Genomic DNA, 20,736 nt, shown 5'->3' with positions numbered 1-20,736 from the left:
CCCCCTTAATTTTTTTTCTGATACTTGTTGCGCAAGTAGATGGCGAGTGCGTTCATGCTAAGCAGCATAACCAGCAGGACGACGATGCCTGCGGCGGCCACGTTCTGGAACTCCTTCGCCGGTAAGCTAGCCCAGCTGTAAATCTGGATCGGCATGACGGTGAACGTATCGAAGATGGAGTGCGGCAAGAACGCAATATACGATACGGCGCCGATCACGATGAGCGGCGCGGTTTCGCCGATCGCACGGGACAGTGACAGGATCGCTCCGGTCAGAATACCCGGCAAAGCCGAAGGCAATACTACACGAACGATCGTCTGCCAGCGAGTGGCGCCGAGCGCGTAGGAAGCATGCCGCTGATTCATCGGAATGGCGCGGATCGCTTCTTGGGAAGCGACGATGATAATCGGCAGCACGAGCAGCGTCATCGTCAGCGCGCCGGACAGCACGCTCCGTTCGAGGTGAAGCAAACGGACGAATACCGTAAGTCCCAACAGTCCGTACACGATCGACGGAACGCCCGCCAAGTTCGCAATGTTCGTCTGGATGATGCGGCTGAGCTTGTTGTCCTTCGCGTACTCTTCCAAATAAATCGCCGTCGCGACACCAATAATAACGGTGAGCGGCGCTGTAATGACCATCAGCCACAATGTACCGACGAAGGCGGCTTTGATGCCCGCTCTTTCCGGCAACCGGGAAGAGAAGCTCGTAAGAAACTGCCAGTCGATCCAACCTACCGCTTTCAGCAGCACTTGGCCGAGCAACAACACGAGCGCCAACACCCCGAGACAAGTGGACAGGAGGAACAGGAAGTGGAACAAGCTGTTCTTGTTCTTGCGCTTCTGGATGCGTTTGAGTTCCATGGACGACTGCATCAATACTCCTCCTTAAACTTTCTCGAGATGTAGCCGGCGAGGATGTTCATGACCAGCGTGATGACGAACAAGGTGATACCCACGGCATAGATCGTTAAGTATTCGACAGTCCCGTGCTGCGTGTCGCCCGAACTGACCGCTACGATATACGCGGTGAGCGTCTGGATGCTCTCGAGCGGGTTGTAGGACATTTGCGCCAGGTTGCCCGCAGCCAGCGTCACGATCATCGTCTCCCCGACAGCGCGGGACAGGCCGAGAACGAAGGACGCCACAATACCGGAAAAAGCGGCCGGCACTACGATCTTGATCGCAACCTCGAGCTTCGTGGAGCCGAGCGCATAGGCAGCCGCGCGAAGCGAATGCGGCACCGCGACCATGGCATCCTCGCTCAGCGACGAGATCATCGGAATGATCATAATGCCGACGACGATTCCGGCACTCAGAGCGTTGAACACTTCCGTCTCCGGAAGAATGAATTGCAGGACGGGCGTCACGAATGTCAGGGCGAAGAACCCGTATACGATCGTAGGAATACCCGCCAATATTTCAAGCACCGGCTTCAAGATCGCACGCACGCGGTCCGGCGCGTATTCGCTAAGGTAAATGGCGCTCCCCAAGCCGAGAGGAAGAGCGACAATGCTCGCAATGAGCGTAATCATCAATGTGCCCGTAACGAGCGGTAAAATCCCGAACTCAGGGTCCGCGAAGAGCGGCGTCCATTTCGTCCCGGTAATAAAGTCGAGGATGGGCACTTCCTTGAAAAATCCGATGGATTCCACGATCAGAATCGCCACAATCCCGATGGTCGTGAAGATGGATATGACGGCGAATAGTAAAAGAAGCTTCGGCATGATGCTGTCGGTAGAAAGCCATTTCTTTTTCTGCTTTAAGCTTGCTGGCTGCTCGATTTGCGGCATTCTGGGGCCCCCTTGACTTCAAAAAGTTCACTGGCAAGCGGATAACCGCGGGGCCCCAAAGGCTCATCCTCTGAAGCTCCACGGTCCGTTTTTCATGCGTTTCTGCAATTCAATTACTTTACAAACTCCAGGTTCTTCGTATAGAAGTCTTGAGGAAGCTTGATGTACTTGGCGGCTTCAACCAGCTTTTGACCTTCGGCGCTGTTGTAGTACTTGATGAATTCTTTGACTTGAGGCTTAGCCAGAGCGTTCTTCGTCGGGTAGATGAAGATTTGACGCGACAACGGCTTGTAAGTCATTTTCTCGATCGTGTCGTGCGATGGAGCGACAGCCGGCGTATTAGCATCTACCTTGATGGCTACAGCGTTCAATGTGCTTTCGTTTTCCTTGAAGTACGCGAATCCGAAGTAACCCATGGCGAACTCGTCGCCCGCTACGCCTTTAACCAACACGTTGTCGTCTTCGGATGGCGTGAAGTCGGTGCGGGATTCTTTTGCTTTACCGTTGATCGCTTCTGTGAAGAATTCGAATGTACCGGATGCTGTTCCCGGGCCATACAGCTTAATTTCTTTATCCGGCCATTCCGGACGAATTTCGTTCCATTTCTTGATCTTGCTGTCCTTCTCCCAGATCTTCTTCAGTTCGGCAACTGTCATTTCTTTTGCAAAAGTGTTCTTCTTGTTTACTACAACGGTGACACCGTCAAGTGCGATCGGCATTTCGATAGCTTCGTCGCTCTTCGCCTTGATTTTGTCCGCTTCTTCCGCCTTGATCTTACGGGAGGAATCCGCAATATCGATTTCGCCGGCGATCAGCTTGGTCATCCCTACGGAGCTTCCGCCTTCGGCTACTGTGATTTTTACGCCGGTTTGTTTCTTCATGAACTCTTCGGCTACAGCCTGCGAGATCGGGAATACTGTAGAGGAACCGTCGATTTTGATGTCGCCCGTTAATTTGGGTGCGTCAGGCGTCTTCGTTGCCGATGGACTTGTCGTGCCGCCTGCATTCGTCTTCGTATCGTCATTTTTTTCTCCGCAAGCTGCCAGTGACAACGCCAGGATTGTAGTGGAGAGTACGATTGTTCCTGCCTTCAATGCCTTCTTCATAAGTGATTGACCACTCCTTCATGTTTTTGGCTACAACGTAATAGTACTCATCGTCTGTTTTCGCAAATTTCAACTTTTGTTAACGCAGTGTAAAACTTTTGGACGTCTGTTTTCATAGCTTTAACTTTCACAGATTTACAGTACCTTTACAGAAAACGCTCTGTCCGTTAATGATTCTTCCTTATACTGGAGGCAAAAACGAACATCTGGGGAGCTGCGTCTATGAAAAAGAGTTGGCCTTTCGGTAGGAGATTAGGAATCAGCATTCGGTTTAAGATGATCACAGGTTTCGTCTTGATTGTAGGGTTGTTCGCGGCGGCCGGCTGGTTCCAGATGCAGCAGCAGCAAGCGATTCGCGAGCAAGTCGGCGTTCAGAACCGGGAAGTGGACAAGCAGCTGCTGTCCATGCGGCTCAAGATGACCGGCGAGCAACTCGCCAGCATGCATGCCTCTCTGGTGCTTACGAAGACGGCCGACGATACGACGACGGGAGCTTACGAGGAGAAAAAGAAGCTGTTCCTTCAATACGTACGCCAAATCGGCGATACCGCCTCCACATCCGACGAACGCAAATGGAGAGCCAAGCTGTCTACGGTGTCCGAGGAGTATGTAGCGACCTACGCCGCTGGGGTGACGCTCATCAAAAGCGGGGCGCCTGCAATCGAGATTGCCGGACAGCTGGAGCAGCAATTCAACTTGTCGCGGACGCACAAAGAATATTTGTTCGAGCTCGTCGATCAATTCAACCATACATATACGGCCGGCGCCGCTGCGGCTACCGCTCGTTCCGAGGAGCTCTTCCATCAGTCCGAGCTGTTTACTTACGTTTCCATGGGCGTCGCTATCGCCTTCGCCGTCGTCATCTCCACCCTGCTGATCCGCTCGTTCGTACGTCCGATCCGACGCATGCGGATTACGATGAGCCAGATAGCCGAAGGCGATCTGCGACACCGTGTTGGGTCGAAGACGCCCGACGAGCTTGGGCAATTGAGCCGCCACTTTGACCTGATGATGGACAAAGTAAGGAATACCTTGCTGCATACGCATGCCATCGGCACTTCGTTGGCCGGTCACGCCGAGCGCTTCCAGCAATTCGCGGTATCGACGGCCTCCTCCAACCAGGACGTGCTCCGGGCCATCGGCGAAATTTCGGCCGGTGCCGATCAGCAGGCGTCCGAAACCGAGCAAAGCTCCGATCTCGTCTCCGAGCTGGCGGAGCGAACCGCAGACATCGCAATCCGCACCGAGGAGATGGCCGAGCTGAGCCGCGTCGCCACCTCCAGCTCGCGTGCGGGCTCGTCCGCCGTCCTGCAGCTGCAATCGGCCTCGGCGCAATCGGACGAGCGGCTCCGCCATGCCGTCGCCGCGCTGGATCGCTTCATCGAGGATTCGGTGAAGATCGGCCATATCGTGCGCACCATCAGCGAGATCTCGACGGAAACGAACGTGCTGGCGGTGAACGCGGCGATCGAGGCGGCTCGTGCAGGCCAGTACGGCCGCGGGTTCGCCGTCATCGCCGAGCAGGTACGCCAGCTGTCGGATCAGACTGGCGTATCGGCCAAGTCGATCGCCCGGCTGACCGATTCGCTGCAGAGCCAGATCGATGACGTTCGCAGCCATATGAGCGGCGTGCTTGAAGCGGTCCACGTGCAGGGCAGCCAGCTGCAAGGGACGCTGCACTCGTTCGATGCGATCGAGGCATCAATCGAGCGGCTGCATGGGCAGATGGCGCTGATAAGAGGCAAGGTGCAGGAGTCTAAAGTGCGGACGAACCGATTCGCCGACGCCATTACTACCGTCGCGGCGATCGCCCAGGAGACGGCGGCCGGCGTCGAGGAAGTGAATTCGACCTCGGTCGAGCAGAACGCCGCGATCCAGCAAATTGCCGAGCAATCGATCGATATTCGCGACTTGTCGCAGCAGCTGTTCGAGGAGCTTAAGCAGTTCCGGTTGGAGTGAAAATGTCAAAAAAAGAAGCCCAAGCTTCAGCCATCCGGCTGATTCTTGAGCTTCTTCTTATTTCTTCCCGCTATGCACGACCAGCTTGTAGCCGAGTCCGCGGATCGAATCGATCTGGACCGACTCCTGGTTCATTTCCAGCTTCTTGCGAAGCGAGCTGACATGGACGTCCACCGTGCGTTGGCCGCCGACGTAATCGAAGCCCCAGACGATGTTCATCAGATCGTCTCGAGTGATGACGACGCCAGGCCGCTGCACGAGATAGAGCAGCACTTCGAATTCTTTGGGCCGAAGCGGAATCGATTGGCCGTTCAAGTTCACCTCGTACTTCTCCGGGTAAATCTTCAAGTCGCCTACACGGATTACCTTGTCCGTGCTGGCTTCTTCCACATAGGCCGTATCGTCGGCCTGCGTCCGCCGCATAACGGCCGAGACGCGCGCCAGCAGCTCGGCAACGCCGAACGGCTTCGTGATGTAGTCGTCCGCTCCGCTCTTCAATCCTTGGACGACTTCCTCCTCCGCATTGCGTGCGGTCAGAATGATGATCGGCGTCTTGTTGCCCTTCTGCCGCAGCTTCTGCAAAATCTCAAAACCGTTCAGGCCCGGCAGCATAATATCGAGAATGATGAGATCAAAAGCCTGTTGGTTAGCCGCCTGGAGCCCTTCCCCGCCATGATCGACAACCTTCGTTTCGTAGCCTTCCTGCGATAAATTGTACGACAACAACCTCGCCAAGGTAGGCTCATCTTCAATCACCAATATGCGCTTACCCATGAGAGACCCGCCCCCTGTATGTCTTTAACATCGTCTTCCGGTTGAACCTGCTATACTCTAAATAATGTTACCGCATTGTTATCAGGTTGTCCAATGCGTGCGTAGCGCCCCCTCTGTCAGGCTGTTATCAGTTCTGGATGAGCGGCAATTCGAGGATGAACCTGGAACCGAGACCCAGATCGCTCTCCACCCGGATTGTGCCGCGGTGCAGCTCGACCAGATGCTTCACGATCGACAAGCCGAGCCCTGTACCGCCGGAGCTGCGCGAACGCGCTTTGTCCACGCGATAAAACCGTTCGAAGATACGCGGCACATCCTTCTTCGGAATACCTATGCCGGTGTCGGTGATGACGATGCGGACCCCTTCTCCATCCGTCTGATCGCCGGGTATCGGCATCGCCGTCACTTTAACCTTGCCGCCCTCCGGCGTGTAGTTGATGCCGTTGGAGAGCAGATTGATGACGATTTGCCCCAGACGGTCCTCGTCGGCTTCCAAGTACAACTCTTCGTTCACATACATGCTCAGCTCGATTGACTTGCGCTCGGCTTCCGGCTGCATGATTTCCATCAGCTTGCCGAGGAAGCTGTTCAGGTGGACGGGGGAAAACTGAAGCGGCACCCGCTTCGACTCAATCTTCGAGAGCTCCAGGATGTCTCCGATCAACCGATTCAACCGTTCGCTCTCGTCGTAAATAATTTGCAGGAATTGTTTGGCGATGGCCGGATCGTTCATGGCGCCGGCAAGCAGCGTCTCCGCGAAGCCTTTGACGGCCGCCACCGGCGTCTTCAGCTCATGGGACACGTTCGCTACGAACTCGCTGCGCACCTTCTCCAATCGACGGATCGCTGTAATATCATGGAGCACGATGACGAGGCCGGCCCACTCCTGGTCAAGCTGCAGCATCGGCACCAGACTGACTTCGAGCAGCCGCTCCTCCGGGAAGTAGAAGTTCATTTCGTCCCGAATCCGCTCATTGCGGTCCATACAAGCCTGGATAAGCTGCGTCAATTCGATCGGCTGATTTACTTCATCGTGCCGGCGTCCGATCAGCTCTCTCGACGAATAGCCGAGGATCACTTCCGCCGACCTGTTCAGAAGTACGATCAGCCCTGCCTCGTCGATCATGACGACGCCGCTCACCATGTTGTCCAGTACGCTGGACAAGCGGGCTTCGTTCTCGCGGATGCGGTTCATCTGCACATGCAGGCTGTCCGCCATCGTATTGATCGCTTGCCCGAGCTGGCCGATCTCATCCTTGTTGCGAATGTAGACGCGTGACTTGTAGTTCATGTTCGTAATTTGCTGCGCCACCCGGGTAATCTTATCGAGCGGGCGTGTCAGCTGATGAGCGATGCGGAAGCTCGCCGCCGCCGCTATGACGAACACAACCAGCAGGCCGCCGAGCAGCCCCCACCATAATGTCGCGATCGCCGTCTCCACTTCCTCGAGCGACATTGACAGCCTGGCAAACCCGAGGATGCGGCCATCTCGCTCGATCGGCAAAGCAACATACAGCATCTGTCGATTCGTTGTATCGCTGTATCGCTGGGAATACCCGATGCCGTTCTCACGGGCTTCCCGGATTTCTTCTCGGTTCGAATGATTGTCCATTATACTTGGTTCGCTATCGGAATCGCCGGTCACTTTGCCTTCAGCATCGATAAGCGTCACTCTCGCCCCGGCGGAGCTTTTCAGGTACTTGGCCAGCTCCTGCTGCTTGGCTGCGCTGAGTTCGGCGATCGATCCATTCTGCTCCTCCACAACCGCCATCATGATGCGGATTTCCCGGACCATGCTTTCCTCAAGCGCCGATACTTTCGACCTCTCGATCATGACGGCCATAAAAATGCCTGCCGCCAATACGGAGCCGCCGATGAGGGCGATGAACAGAAGCGCCAATCTTGTGCGAAATTGTTTCATTTGTAGTCACGCCACCCTCGTTTCCACGGTAGGTCTATCCTTTCTATAATATCGCTCCGATCGATCGGTTTCTAGTAAATCTTTTGTAAATCCGCTCACACTCAAAAACTTCTGGCGAGCTTGTTCAGTTGGCGCGTGGGAGGGCAGTCAACTGGGTTCCTTGGCGCCCGTACCCTTGCTCCCTAGTCCGAAAAAATCGGACTACGGAGCAAACTTCGTAAAGCGACTGGCTCTATCTACTCTACTCTGAAAATTCGTCTCATTTCCCCCATCAATGGTGCTGCATAAGCGGTATGGGAGTCTGAAAAAACGCCCGATCCTCCCATAGGAGAATCGGACGTTCCGACCAACCCTTATTTAAATACCGGCTCCTTGAAAGTGGCGAGCTTTTGCAAGGAGTCCTTCTCCACATCGGCGTGCAAGCTATTGCCGTGCGAGTCCATCGTCACGATGGCGGCGAAGCCTTCCACATTCAAGTGCCACATCGCTTCGGGAATGCCGAACTCCATCAAGTCGACGCCGTCGACTTTCTTGATGCATTCCGCGTAGTATTGCGCCGCGCCGCCGATCGCGTTCAAGTAGACCGCGCCGAACTCGCCAAGCGCCTTCAGCGTCTTCGGCCCCATGCCGCCTTTGCCGATAACCGCACGGATACCGAACTTCTTGATGATGTCGCCTTGATAAGGCTCCTCGCGAATGCTCGTCGTCGGTCCGGCCGCCTTCACATGCCATTCGCCGGCGGCGTCTTTGGCCATCACCGGACCACAGTGATAAATGACGTGGCCGTTCAGATCAACCGGCGAGTCATGGTCCATCAAATAATGGTGCAGCGCATCGCGGCCCGTGTGCATGGCGCCGTTGATTACGACGACGTCGCCGACGCGCAGCTGGCGAATTTGCTCCTCGGTGATCGGAGCTTGCAGCACGATCTCCCGGCGCTCTTCCGTCTCCTTCGCAGCAGCATCGGCCGTCGTTTCGTCGGTCATCGGCACGGCTTTGCCGTCCTCGTACACCCATTCGCGAATCTCGCCGGTTTGCGGATCGAGCAACACGCCTTGACGGCGAAACGCCCAGCAGTTGTACGCGACAGAGACGAAGAAGCTCGCAGGCAGGCGGTTCATCACGCCGATCTTGCAGCCAAGCAGCGTAACGGCGCCGCCGAAGCCCATCGTGCCGATGCCGAGCTTGTTGGCGTTCTCGAGCACATAGCTCTCCAGCTTGCGGAGGTCTTCATTCGGGTTCATATCATCGACCTCGCGGAACAGCTGGTGTTTGGCCAGCTCGTAACCGGTCGTCCGGTCGCCGCCGATGCCGACGCCGATGAAGCCGGCGCTGCAGCCTTGGCCCTGCGCCTGATAGACGGCGTGCATGATGCACTTGCGAATGCCGTCGAGGTCGCGGCCGGCTTTTCCCAATCCTTCCAGCTCAGCCGGCAGGCTGTATTGAATGTTCTTGTTCTCGCAGCCGCCGCCCTTGAGAATGAGGCGCACGTCCACAACGTCCTGCTCCCATTGCTCAAAGTGGATCACCGGCGTGCCCGGTCCGAGGTTGTCGCCGCTATTGCCGCCTGTCAGCGAATCGACCGAGTTCGGGCGCAGCTTGCTGTCCTTCGTCGCCTGGCGGACGGCTTCGAGAATTTGCTTCTTCATCGCGATCTGGTTTGCACCGACCGGACAATGTATAATGAAAGTCGGCATGCCCGTATCCTGGCAGATCGGGGACACGTTGCATTCGGCCATCGTAATGTTCTCGGCGATCGTCGACAAGGAGAGCGCGGCGCGCGTGCCCTCGTCTTCCTGCTCTTGCGCTTTCTGAACAGCGCGGCGGACGTCCGCCGGCAAATTCGTAGACGTTTCTACGATGAGGCGATACACACTTTCTTGAAATTGATTCATGATCAAGACGGTCTCCTTCTTCTATCATTGTTTAGAATGATTCCATAGTAGCCATCATACCAGATTTTCTATCGAATGCCTACGGTATTGAAATGGAACGACAGGTAGCGCGTTCGGGCAGGAGGTACCAAGTTGCAGCTGTTGCTCAGAGTGTTCATTTTATTCCTCATCGGGTCGTCTTTGGCGTTGCCCTACTTGAGCGATTCCGACGGAAAAGTCCGTTACTCCGATCAAGTGGCGGTCCTGATGTACCACCATATCAGCGACACGGAAGAAAGCTCCGGCACCGTATCCACCAAGCTGTTCCGGGATCAGCTCGAATACCTGCAGCGGAAAGGCTATCAATTCCTGTCGCTGGAGCAATTCCATGCCTATATGAACGGAGGCGTCGTACCCGACAATGCAGTGCTGGTCACCTTCGACGATGGATATGAAAGTTTTTATTTGCATGGGGTACCGATTTTGCACCAACTAAACATCCCGGCCGTCAATTTCCTCATCACGGAAACGCTCGATCATCCGGACTACAACCCTTACTTGAGCGCGATTCCGTTCCTCTCCAGGGAGCAAGTGCGCGAAATGCTGGCCAGTACCGATCTGATCGACGTCGGCTGCCATACGAACGGCAATCACCACAAGCAGGATGACCATGCGTTTCTGACCAATCCGATCCTGATGGACGGCCAGCCCGAGACTGAGGAAGCATATGAAAACCGCATTCTGTGGGATACCCAGGCTTGCCTGCAGGAAGTGAGCGCTCTCTCGAACGAGATTACGCAAGATTTGGCTTACCCGTTCGGCATCTCCGATGAAAAAGCCCGCGAGCTGATTCGGCGGTGCGGAGTCAAGTTCGCTTACACGATCGTGCCGGAGATGACCACCCGCTCCACCGACCCTTTGCAAATCCCGCGCATCAACGGAGGCAGTCCGTTCGTCACCCCGGAGCTGCTCCATCAGACGATCCAGCGCCGAATCGTAAGAACGAGCCGGTAGTACGGCAGGGAAGTACAATTCTGTCCGTTCCCGATACGATTTTAACCGTTCTGCGCATTCTTGATGCCCTATAGTGGAGTTGCGGCCGAACAGCCGACAATTCTATGGCGAAGGAGTGTTGCAGACATGAGGAAAACACGAATCAAACGTAGTTTCGGGCTTCTGCTGGTTCTCGCGATGATCGGGTCTTGGTGGACCGCGTCCACCGTTTCGGCTTCGACCAATCCGTGGTACGACCAGTATGTGGCTTACGAAAGCGTGCACGGGGGGGATTATTACAACAGCCCGGAATCCGGCACCTTGGCATGGGGCGAGAGCTACTGGCTCAACAGCTACATGAACATGTACGGTCTGACGAAAAACACAACCTGGTTGGACAAAATCGTAACGCACACCGACGCCATGATCGCCAATGCCAACGATGTCGATGGGGACGGCTATCTGGGGTGGAGCGCATTCCGCTACTCGCCGGTCGAGATCGACAATACTACGTTTGCCACCGCAGCTTCCGGCGACGCTACCCTCCCTGCGAACTGGATCCGATTCCAATCCACGTCTACGACCGGGTATCGCTCGAATGCGAGCGGCGCTTACCACGACTACGGCGGGGCGCCACCCGATACTTGGGGACTGGTGCTCAAGACGAACGGCACGAGCTGGCAGAGCATGTATCAGCCGCTCAACAGCTTTGTCCCGAATCGCTCCTACGTGCTGAACTTCTACGCCAAAACGAACGGCTCCGCAGCGAAAGGCCGCGCCTACATACTCGATACCAACCTGTCCACCGGCGTCAAAACGATCATCGCCAGCCAAGTCATTGACTCTACCTCGTGGGACTTTTACAGCGTCGAATTCGTCTCTCCGCCTGCCGGCCATTCCGTTCAAGTATGGCTGGGCCACAACACCTACACCGTCACAGGCGGTATCGCCTATTTCGACAGAGTGCAAGTCAATCGCCGCGTCCCCTACATCGTGCATGACGGCATGATCGGCACGCCGATCGCCGAATTCGTTCGACTCATCAAATCGACTCCGTCTCTTCAAGCCGCTTATCTCACCAAAGCGAACAGCTACCTGGATTTCCTGGAAGACCATCTGGTCAAACGTTGGGACGGCAGCAGCGCCAAGCTCGGCCAAACCTATGTAGCGGTCAACTCCTCCAGCGGATACTATATCGATTCGCCGAACTTGGATTCGGTCAAACATTATGCAGCCGGCGAAAACCGTATTTTGCCTCACAACATGTATCTAGCTTTCGGCAACCTTCTGTCCGTCCTGCATGATATTACGGGCACCGCCTCCTATTGGGACCGGGCGCAGGCCATCAATACTTATTTCAAATCGACGCTCACGTATAACACGCCGACCGGCTCCTACAACTGGAAGTACAAGGAGACAGCCGCAAAAATAGAGGACATCTCCCATGGCAACATCGATGTGGAAGCGGCCATCACCTTGTTCAACAAAGCGAGCACGGTGTACAACGGCAATGATGTCGTCCGTTTCGCCAACACACTCAAGAACAAAGTCTGGAATCAGTCGACTACGGCACCGAAGCTTCACAATTTCGTGGACGGCTCCGCTTCCGGCGGCGGCGGCACACTGACCGACTATACCTACACCAAATATATGACAGGCTGGACGCAGCTCGCCCAATTCGATCCGAAAGCCTGGGAGCTCGCCGCCGACCAATACTCGGGCTACACGCTCGACAACTCGGCCTACGCGCTTACAGCAACGGAGATTATGCGCTGGGATCCGGAGCGCGTGGTGAACGGAGGCTTCGAATACCGCTCCTACGGCGATACGACCTTGCCTGCACGCTGGGCGCGCATCTCGGGCACAACCTCGGCATACGCCTATCTCGACAGCGTCAATCGCACGGAAGGCGAATACGGGGTTGCCGTGAAGGCCAACCTGTCTACTTGGACCGGCTTGTACCAAGATTGGACCGAATGGAAGCCGAACACTACGTATACGCTTACTTTCGACGGAAAAACAGACGGCGGGTTGGCAGGAGGCCGCATCTTCGTCTACAATGCCACGAACAGTGCGGCTATCAGTCCCGTGTACGACTTTGACAACACGACCTGGCAGACGAACAGCTTCACCTTCACGACGCCGAGCAACACAAGCTTGCAGCTGCGCGTGTACTTGGAGAATCATTCCACGACGGTGAACGGGACCGCATACTTCGACAATGTGAAAATCCGGCTGGGCAGCGATCCATTCTAATCGCCCCGCCGCCCTATACAAAAAGACCGGCAACTGCGCCTCATCGCGCAATTGCCGGTCTTTTGCTTGAGCTTAGGCCGTTTTCTCCCGCAGCTCCTTCGCCGTCGTATCCACCTCGTGAATGCCGGTGACGATATCGGTAATTCGTCTGTCCTGACTTTCCATCCCGGTCATAATCTGCTCGACGGTCGTCATATTCTGCTCCGTCAGTCTGGAGATCGCGTCCATCTCCGTAGTAATCGTCAACGAGGAGTTTCGAAGTCTTGCGGCGGATTCCGCCGACTCCTTGGCATGTTTCGCCAGCTCTACCGTATTGCCGACCATTTCGCGAAGCGATTGCTCCATGACGATCGATGTCTCTCGGCCGGTCGTAACCGATTGATGGCCCGCCCGGACAAGCTCGGAGACATGCGCCGTTTTACTCGAAATCCCTTCCAGAATGCCCTCGATCTCTTCCGTAAACCGTTTTGCATTTTCCGCCAGCTTGCGAATCTCGGAAGACACAACTGCGAATCCTCGACCATGCTCCCCGGCTCTGGACGCTTCAATCGCGGCGTTCAGAGCGAGCAAGTTCGTTTGATTCGAAATGTCGTTGATCGTACCGGCCAGCTCCAGGATTTGACGATTCTGTTCGTCCAGCTCCTGCATAAGCGCGACGGTCGTATCCATGATCGCTTTTACTTGAGCCATTTGCTCCCCGAGCACACCGGCTTGGTCCATACTGGCATCGGTCAGGCTGGCGTTGGAGCTGCTAAGCTCTCGCAGCACGGCGGTAGAATCGACGATCACGGCCGTCTCTTCGTTCAAGTGATGCACGGACACGCCGGCGGAGTTCAGGCTTATATTGACTTGCTGCGTACTGCTCGCCACTTCAGTGAAGGCAGCCGTCATCTCCTTGGAGATCTGTCCGACAGAGTCGGCGTGCTCCCGCAGGCCCGAGCTGGAGCGATCCAGCGATTCAATCGTTTTACCCACAACCGTTAGGGTTTTCTCCGTCCGCTCCTGCGCCAGTATCGCCTGGTTGTAACCGGATTCGGCATCTCTGCGAAGACGTTCTCCGAATAGCCCGGAGGCCATCAGTCCGCCTGTGATTAATACGACGAACAGATTGAACGTCATCAAGCTCTCGTCCTTGAAGCCCGCGAATAAAGTCTCCCTCTCGGTTATGAAGAAATAGTTGGTGAAGACGAGCGCGAACACGCCGGATAGCAGAATCGGTCTAAAGTTGTTGTAAAGGGTAGTGACCGCAAGGCTATAGTAAATCAGCAAGTAAGTGGCAAAGCTGTCGGTTGTCGAAATCATTAGAAACGTAATGACGGCGAGCGATAAGGCTACGAAATATTTCATCCCTTCCGCGAGCCATCGTCTCCAAGAGAACACGGTCACCAGAATGGCAATGATTCCGCCAACCGTAACCAGGACGAACGTATTCGTCGGGGTCGCTCCGGTCGCTAAGTTCGTAGCAATCCCGAGCACCAACGAGAACCATAGAATATAGACCATAAGCCGATTTCTTCGATGTAGAATCGCCAACTGCTCCATCCTATTACTCCCTCTCCTCTATCGAAATCTGTCGTTTATGATAGCACAGTTTGGCAAACTACTCCAGCCTCTGCGCATGCGCCATCCGATAACCCCGCGGCGTTATGCCTTTCAACTCCTTGAAAATGCGCGAAAACGTGCGGAAATGCTCAAACCCAACCTCTACGGAAATGTCCGTAATCTGCATCTGCGTCGTAATGAGCAGCGTCGAGGCGCTCTGGATGCGGAGCTGGTGCAAATAGTCCAGAAAGCTGGTCCCCGTATATTCTTTGAACGAACGGCTTATGTAAGAGGTGCTCCAGTTGAACGTATCGGCTAAAGACTTGAGCGAAATCGGCTCGGCATAGTTGAGATGCAAGTATTGAAGGATGTTGGAGATCGGGATCGACGACAATACTCCGTCTTGCAGCCGGAAAGGTTTCTCGGCATGCCGCCAGCGCATCAGCAGCAGCAGCGCCTCGATCAGCTTGTGACGCATCAGGATCGGACGCCCGAATGCATCGCCCTCGAATTCGGCTGCGAGCTCCTCCATCAAACGTCGCATCTTCACCAGCTGTTCGCCGCGAAGGTCGTAATGCGAAGGAAGCTGGCGCCCGGTCTGCAGCAGCAGGCGGCCAAGCTCGGCGTCGTTCTGTGTCTCGAACAGCAGCCGAATATCGAACATGCAGCTGTACAGGCGAATCGGGCAAAGGGGATCGTCGCTTACGATGCGGTGTATGTGATGCGGCAGCAGAAAAGATACAGTGCCCGGGGACATCCGATGCTGGATGCCGTTGATCGTTTCCGTGCCGTTTCCCTCGATGACAAAGCTTAACTCGACGAAGTCGTGATGATGCAGCTCGGAAGGTTTCGTCAATGTGTTCCGGAGAACATAGCAAGGCAGCTTGCCTTTTTGCTGCATGGCGTATGCCACCGCGTCCTGATACACTGGATAGTTCATTCCGTCTGCCTCCCGCACATGTCTTACTCCTGTATGAATACACTATGGCTTTTATTATACATGCTTGTCGCAGCGATCGTCTTGGATTCTTACGCGAAGTTCAGTATAATGGGAACACGGGTTCGATGAAGGAGCCTGAAACGGAATATAGGAGCTCGGAGTCCGATGGATAGCCACTTTTACGCGTATTTGTACAGATTGCGGTATATCGAGCGTTGGAGTTTGATGCGGAATGTGCTGAAGGAAAATGTCGCGGAGCATACGTTCCAGGTAGCATTGCTCACGCATGCGCTGTGTACAATTGCCAATGAAGTGTTCGGCAAAAGCGTGCCTACGGAGCATATCGTTACGCGTGCGCTGTTCCACGATGTGACGGAGGTGTTCACGGGAGATATCCCGACACCGGTCAAACATCACAACAAGGACATTCTGCGCAATTTTCGCGAGATCGAGGATTTGGCCGCAACGCGCCTGTTGAACATGGTCCCGGAGCCGCTCAAGAACGTGTACGCGCCGCTGATCGGCGATTCGGCCCGGCACCGTCAGTCTCAGCTTACGCCCGAGCAGCTGGAGCACAAAACATATATCAAGGCCGCCGACCTGCTCGACGCTTATTTGAAATGCGTGACCGAACTGTCGGCAGGCAACCGCGAATTTTCGATGGCCAAAAAACAAATCGAGCAGTCCATCGCTCAGATGAACATGCCCGAATTGAAGTACTTCCTGGAGCATTTGGCGCCTAGCTTCGAGAAGACGCTGGACGAGCTGGCGGAGGACACGGACGCGTCTCCGACCGACTCGAATTAGAATAACGTCGGGTTGTACATCAGCACGATCAGCATAATGAAAGCGATCGCGCAGACTAGACTGAATGTGCGCAGCTTCCTCACATGGTCGGATGTGCCGGAGCTGCCGCTCTTGAGCCGCTTGAGCGGGCCGCCCATCATGCCGGCCATGGCGAACATGACCAGGATAAGCACGATGGCCGCGGCCATCCAGGTGCCGGACAAGCCGGCGCGGCTGACCATATAGCCGCCGGTCAGGAAGGCGAGGATCAGGATATATTGGCCGATCCGATTCAATCGATGGAGCCCGGCTGCGGTCGTTGGCGTGGCAGCGCTTCCGCTCAAGAACGGGACAATCACATAGAACAGCAGCGCGATGGCGGAAATGACATGAATCCATTTGAACGTATCATACATGGTTAGGCAATCCCCCTGTCCGTTGTTGGTTACATTTAGTAGTATAGCGGAAATCCGGACAGGGTACAAACTCCCAACGCGCTTGAACGACTAGAAGGACCAGCCGTGTTTCGCAGCCAGCTTGGTGAACGCATCAATTACGCCGTCCGAGCAGGTGCCTTCTCCTATGCATCCCCCATTCGCCCGCACACGCTCCTTCACAGCCGGCTGAGCATTGTCCGGGCACACGGCGTATTGCGCGACCTCCGGCTCCATCATGCTCAGGTCCATCCGCTCGTCGCCTGCGACAACGATCTCGTCAGGCGTTAAGCCGGCCACCCGCTGCAGCTCCCGAACCGCCGTTCCTTTCCTCATAAACGCGGCATGGACGAAAAATCGGTTCTCCGCCGGAATCCGCTCGATGTGGAGACCCGGGTAACGACGCTCCAAACTCCCGGTCACCTCCAGCATTCGCCCGGTGTCCTCCGGCCGCACCGTCATCGAATACCAATACCCGTTGAACTGCGTAAGGACCGGATCGAAGCGGGCGGCGATTTCCTTCATAAGCGGATGAAGCTCCACCCGCACTGTCTCCTCGAGCATTCTCTCCATCCGCCCTGTATAAGGCTGCACCTTCTCCAGTTGCTCTTCCTGATAGGCGGTCAAATACAAACCCGAACCTCCAATTACATAAGCCGGAGGAGTTTGCACAGCGCTCGCATAGAGCAAATTCAGCTGTGCCGGCAGCTCCCATGTCGTGCAAGTAGCCCAGCGGCAGCCGCGCGCGGCGAGCCGGTCGAGGAACGATGCGAACGCGTCCGGCAGCCTGGAGTACGGCCGATAGCCGCCTCCAAGCGCCGTGCCGTCCAAGTCCGTTACGAACAAACGGGGAAACGGACGACTCATTTCTTATACCGCTCGTACGCTTGCTCGTAAATTTTCATATACCGGTCAAGTCCCATCTTCTTCAGCTGCGCTACATAGTTGTCCCAATCGCTGAACGATGCTGTGCCTTTGATGAACTTCGCCATCATTTCGTCCACGAACGTGCCCAGGTCGGTCTCCAGCGCCTTGAACTCGCTCATCTCGTTGCTCGCATACGTGAATTCCGGCCAAATTTCTTTCGGGAACGTCGGCTTGATCAGCTCGGAGACGCGCATATTTTCCGGATCGCTCTCGGAGGAGATGATGTAGTTCGGGTTGTCCATTCCCGGGTACCAGCCGCCGGCCCATGTCACATGTTTGCCGATCTGGCTCGCGTCCTTCTTCAGCGCTTCTACGTAGTCAACCTTGCCGCCTGTCTCTGTATAGCTCACGTCCTTGACACCCATGCGGAACAGCTTGCTGCCTTCGTCGCTATAGAAGTAGTCGACCCAACGAACCGTCTCCGCCGGATATTTGTTCGCCTTCGTAATCGCCATCCCGCCGGTCAGCACCATGAAGGAGCGGGCGCGGGAGAACAGCTTGTCGCCGTTAGGCCCTTTCAGCGTCGGCATACCCTTGAAGCCGGTGATGTTCGGGTACGTAATGTTCGGGTTCAAGTAGAGCGAGCTGCCTACAGCCCCTGGGGTGAAGCCTGCCGTCACATCATTGGTTGTCACCGTGAAAATATCTTTGTAGAACAGCCCTTCGCTGTTCAGCTTGTTCAGGTATTGCAGCACTTCCTTGTATTTCGGATCGGCCGGGATAAAGCGAAGCTTGTTCGTAGCTGGGTCGACGTCGACGCGCGGATGAGTGTTGCCTCGCGTTCCAAGCCCCCATGCGCCTTTGATGTGGTCGTACAGCATTGTGATGCCGCTCGCCAAGAACGGAATCTCGTCCTGCTTGCCGTTTTTGTTCGGATCCTGCGTCTTAACCGCTTTCAAATAGTTGTAGTACTCGTCGGTCGTCTCCGGCATCTTCATGCCCAGCGCATCCAGGAATGCCTGATTGACCCACATCTGCGAGCCGATGATGCTCGACGTATGGTTCGGATCGATCAAGGTCGGGAACGAGTAAATGTTGCCGTCCGGCATCGTCAAGCCTTTTCTGACATCCGGGTACTTCTCCATAATCTTCTTCAGGTTCGGAGCGTACTTGTCGATCAGGTCGTTCAGCTTGATGAAAATGCCTTGGGAACCATAGTTGGCCAGATCGACCGAGGTAAGCCGCGCAGTGTGGAATGCATCCGGCAGGCTGCCGCCGACAAGCGCCAAATTCCGTTTCTCGACCAAAGCGTCAACCGGCACAAGCTGGAAATCGACGTCGATGTTCGTCATCTTCTTGTACTCTTTCCAGATCGTCGTGTCATTCCAGTTGCCTAAGTTCGAGTTCGACTTGCTGCTGAAAAACGTCAGCTTGATCGGTTCTTTGACGATCGGGAACCCCGTCGGATTCAAATTCGAGACCGGCTCCGCCGATTTCGCGGGCGTTGTCGACGCAGATGTGCCCGGCTCCTCCTTGCTGCTACATGCGACGAGTAGAGATAACGCCACCATCGCCGTCAAGCTGCCCCACAACACTTTTTTTCTTTTCATTTGCGGTTCGGACCTCCTATTGAGTAGAAATCGTTTTTCTATCAAGACGGCTTGTTCAGCCCTTAATAGCGCCCACCAGCATACCCTTCGTAAAATACTTCTGCAAAAACGGGTACAGCATCAAAATCGGAAGATTGGCTATAATGACCGCCGCGTATTTCGCCGTCTCCGCCTTCATCATCTGGCTGACCAGATCCTTGTTCAGATAGGAGATCGATTCGGTCATCAAATCTTGCACGAGCATTTCCCGGAGAAACAGCTGCAGCGGGAATTTCTCCCGGTCGCTCAGGTAGATCAGCGCACTGAAGTAGGAATTCCAATGGCCGACCGAGTAGAACAAAATCATAACGGCGATGATCGGCATCGACAGCGGGAGGACAATGCGCCACAGGATCCGGAGCTCCGAGCAGCCGTCAATCTCCGCGGACTCTTGCACCTCTGTCGGAATGCTCGACTGGAAAAACGTGCGCATGATGATGATGTTCCAGACCGAGATGGCCGTCGGGATGATCATGGCCCAGATCGTATTCAGCATGCCGAGGCTTTTCACAAGCAAGTAAGTCGGAATCAACCCGCCGCTGAAAAACATCGTGAACACGAGGAATAGCGTGACGGCGTTTCGGCCGAGCAGTTGCTTCCGCGATAGCGGATAAGCGGCGCAGATCGTCAGGACGACATTGATGGCCGTGCCGAGCACCGTATACAGAATCGTGTTGCCATACCCGATCAATACATCGTTGTTGGTCAGCACCTTCGTATAACCGCCTAGGTGCAATCCTTTAGGGAGCAGCCATACTTCGCCCCGCAGGATGGCGTTCGCATCGCTTACCGACGCGGACAAGATAAAGAGCAGCGGATACAGCACGAGAATGACGATAAGCAGGAGAAAGGCGTAGATGCATGCGCCGAACAATCGGTCGCCGATATTGGATTTCACTGGAAAATGCCTCCTCCTACCATAAGCTGGTTTCGTTCAGTTTCTTCGCCGCCTGGTTGACCGCAATCAGCAGGATGAAGTTGACGACCGAGTTGAACAGGCCGATCGCCGCCGAGTAGCTGAATTGCGAGCCGATGATGCCCGTCTTGTACACATAGGTCGAGATGACCTCGGATGCCTCGATGTTGACTTGGTTTTGCATCAGGAACACCTTCTCGAAGCCGACGCCCATGATCGTGCCGACGTTCAGGATCAGCAGGATGACGATGGTCGGCATGATGCAAGGGATGTTGATGTGGACGATCCGCTTGAACCGGCTCGCTCCGTCAACCTTGGCCGCTTCGTGTAATTGCGGGTCCACGCTGGAGAGCGCCGCCAAGTAGATGATCGAGCTCCAGCCCATCTGCTGCCACACGCCGGAGAATACGTACACCGTCTTGAACCAGGCCGGGTCGGTCATAAAGGCGATCGGCTCGATGCCGAACAGGCCGAGAAACTGGTTCACGATGCCGCCGTAGGGCGACAGGAACAGGAACAGAATGCCGACCAATACGACGGTGGAGAGAAAATGCGGCGCGTACGTAATCGTTTGCACGAATCGCTTGAATTTCTCCTGCCTCACCTCGTTCAGCATCAGCGCCAGCACGATCGGAAGCGGGAACGACACGCCCAGCTCGTACAAGCTGATGCCGATTGTATTGCGGAGCAGCCTCCACAAGTAATAGCTGTCGAAAAATCGTTCGAAGTGGGCAAAGCCGATCCATTCGCTGCCCAGAATGCCCTTGACCGCCAGGAAGTCCTTGAAGGCGATCTGTACGCCGTACATCGGCACGTAGTGGAAGATGACGTAGTAGGCGATGACGGGAATGAGCAGCATGTAGAGCTGCCAGTATTTGCGGATGCGCCTAAGTGCAGGGGAGAACCGGTTCCTGCCGGCCGCGTGCA

General features: G+C 55.4%; 17 protein-coding genes. 4 read left to right on the top strand and 13 right to left on the bottom strand.

What is annotated here, in order from left to right; genetic code table 11:
• Positions 1–5: 5 nt before the first annotated feature.
• The 3 genes from pstA to PKO02S_RS11595 form a co-directional block, all read right to left on the bottom strand.
• Entirely contained in the window at positions 6–875 is an 870-nt protein-coding gene (pstA, locus tag PKO02S_RS11605) for a phosphate ABC transporter permease PstA (RefSeq protein WP_127582856.1), read from the bottom strand.
• Positions 875–1,792 carry a phosphate ABC transporter permease subunit PstC gene (gene pstC, locus PKO02S_RS11600; protein WP_127582854.1) on the bottom strand — a complete coding sequence of 306 codons (918 nt, stop codon included), beginning with the start codon at positions 1,790–1,792 and terminating at the stop codon, positions 875–877. Before pstC ends, pstA begins: the two co-directional genes overlap by 1 nt.
• A 113-nt stretch (positions 1,793–1,905) precedes the next feature.
• The gene (locus PKO02S_RS11595; RefSeq protein WP_127582852.1) at positions 1,906–2,898 is read right to left on the bottom strand and encodes a PstS family phosphate ABC transporter substrate-binding protein; all 993 of its coding nucleotides are present in this window, start codon (positions 2,896–2,898) and stop codon (positions 1,906–1,908) included.
• 222 nt (positions 2,899–3,120) lie between these two features.
• On the opposite strand from PKO02S_RS11595, the gene PKO02S_RS11590 reads away from it, so the two are divergent.
• Entirely contained in the window at positions 3,121–4,857 is a 1,737-nt protein-coding gene (locus PKO02S_RS11590) for a methyl-accepting chemotaxis protein (RefSeq protein ID WP_127582850.1), read from the top strand.
• Positions 4,858–4,914: 57 nt separating this feature from the next.
• Here PKO02S_RS11590 and PKO02S_RS11585 read toward each other — a convergent pair whose 3' ends face one another.
• From PKO02S_RS11585 to PKO02S_RS11575, 3 genes are all read right to left on the bottom strand, one after another.
• Positions 4,915–5,631 (bottom strand): response regulator transcription factor, encoded by a 717-nt coding sequence (locus tag PKO02S_RS11585; RefSeq protein WP_127582848.1) that lies wholly within the window; start codon positions 5,629–5,631, stop codon positions 4,915–4,917.
• Between the two features lie 127 nt (positions 5,632–5,758).
• Positions 5,759–7,552: a two-component system histidine kinase PnpS gene (pnpS, locus tag PKO02S_RS11580; RefSeq protein ID WP_127582846.1), complete on the bottom strand. Its 1,794-nt coding sequence runs from the start codon at positions 7,550–7,552 to the stop codon at positions 5,759–5,761.
• A 353-nt stretch (positions 7,553–7,905) separates the two neighbouring features.
• Positions 7,906–9,447 (bottom strand): fumarate hydratase, encoded by a 1,542-nt coding sequence (locus PKO02S_RS11575; RefSeq protein ID WP_127582844.1) that lies wholly within the window; start codon positions 9,445–9,447, stop codon positions 7,906–7,908.
• A 132-nt stretch (positions 9,448–9,579) separates the two neighbouring features.
• Between PKO02S_RS11575 and PKO02S_RS11570 the strand changes: the two genes are divergently transcribed.
• Positions 9,580–10,440, top strand: a complete 861-nt coding sequence (locus PKO02S_RS11570; RefSeq protein ID WP_127582842.1) for a polysaccharide deacetylase family protein — start codon at positions 9,580–9,582, stop codon at positions 10,438–10,440.
• A gap of 126 nt (positions 10,441–10,566) precedes the next feature.
• Positions 10,567–12,675: a carbohydrate binding domain-containing protein gene (locus PKO02S_RS11565; protein ID WP_164821399.1), complete on the top strand. Its 2,109-nt coding sequence runs from the start codon at positions 10,567–10,569 to the stop codon at positions 12,673–12,675.
• A 72-nt stretch (positions 12,676–12,747) separates the two neighbouring features.
• Here the strand turns inward: PKO02S_RS11565 and PKO02S_RS11560 are convergent, their stop codons facing one another.
• The gene (locus PKO02S_RS11560; RefSeq protein WP_127582838.1) at positions 12,748–14,217 is read right to left on the bottom strand and encodes a methyl-accepting chemotaxis protein; all 1,470 of its coding nucleotides are present in this window, start codon (positions 14,215–14,217) and stop codon (positions 12,748–12,750) included.
• A gap of 58 nt (positions 14,218–14,275) precedes the next feature.
• Positions 14,276–15,157, bottom strand: coding sequence for an AraC family transcriptional regulator (locus PKO02S_RS11555; protein ID WP_127582836.1), 882 nt, complete (start codon positions 15,155–15,157; stop codon positions 14,276–14,278).
• 165 nt (positions 15,158–15,322) lie between these two features.
• Here PKO02S_RS11555 and yfbR point away from each other — a divergent pair, with 165 nt between their 5' ends.
• The gene (gene yfbR / locus PKO02S_RS11550) at positions 15,323–15,964 is read left to right on the top strand and encodes a 5'-deoxynucleotidase (protein WP_127582834.1); all 642 of its coding nucleotides are present in this window, start codon (positions 15,323–15,325) and stop codon (positions 15,962–15,964) included.
• On the opposite strand, the gene PKO02S_RS11545 is transcribed toward yfbR, so the two are convergent.
• From PKO02S_RS11545 to PKO02S_RS11525, 5 genes are all read right to left on the bottom strand, one after another.
• A complete protein-coding gene (locus PKO02S_RS11545) occupies positions 15,961–16,359 on the bottom strand; it encodes a hypothetical protein (RefSeq protein ID WP_127582832.1) in 399 nt (132 codons plus the stop codon). The two genes, yfbR and PKO02S_RS11545, sit on opposite strands and share 4 nt — an antisense overlap.
• A 90-nt stretch (positions 16,360–16,449) precedes the next feature.
• Positions 16,450–17,244, bottom strand: a complete 795-nt coding sequence (locus PKO02S_RS11540) for an HAD family hydrolase (protein ID WP_127582830.1) — start codon at positions 17,242–17,244, stop codon at positions 16,450–16,452.
• Entirely contained in the window at positions 17,241–18,854 is a 1,614-nt protein-coding gene (locus PKO02S_RS11535) for an extracellular solute-binding protein (protein WP_127582828.1), read from the bottom strand. The genes PKO02S_RS11540 and PKO02S_RS11535 overlap by 4 nt, the downstream gene beginning before the upstream one ends.
• 55 nt (positions 18,855–18,909) lie before the next feature.
• Positions 18,910–19,791, bottom strand: a complete 882-nt coding sequence (locus tag PKO02S_RS11530; protein ID WP_127582826.1) for a carbohydrate ABC transporter permease — start codon at positions 19,789–19,791, stop codon at positions 18,910–18,912.
• A 16-nt stretch (positions 19,792–19,807) separates the two neighbouring features.
• A complete protein-coding gene (locus PKO02S_RS11525) occupies positions 19,808–20,668 on the bottom strand; it encodes an ABC transporter permease (protein WP_246066936.1) in 861 nt (286 codons plus the stop codon).
• Positions 20,669–20,736: the final 68 nt, after the last annotated feature.

It is taken from the genome of Paenibacillus koleovorans NBRC 103111 (assembly GCF_004000845.1).
GTDB classification, from domain to species: domain Bacteria; phylum Bacillota; class Bacilli; order Paenibacillales; family NBRC-103111; genus Paenibacillus_AA; species Paenibacillus_AA koleovorans.
Note: the sequence above shows the minus strand (reverse complement) of the source record. Positions and strands in the feature narration are given on the sequence as shown.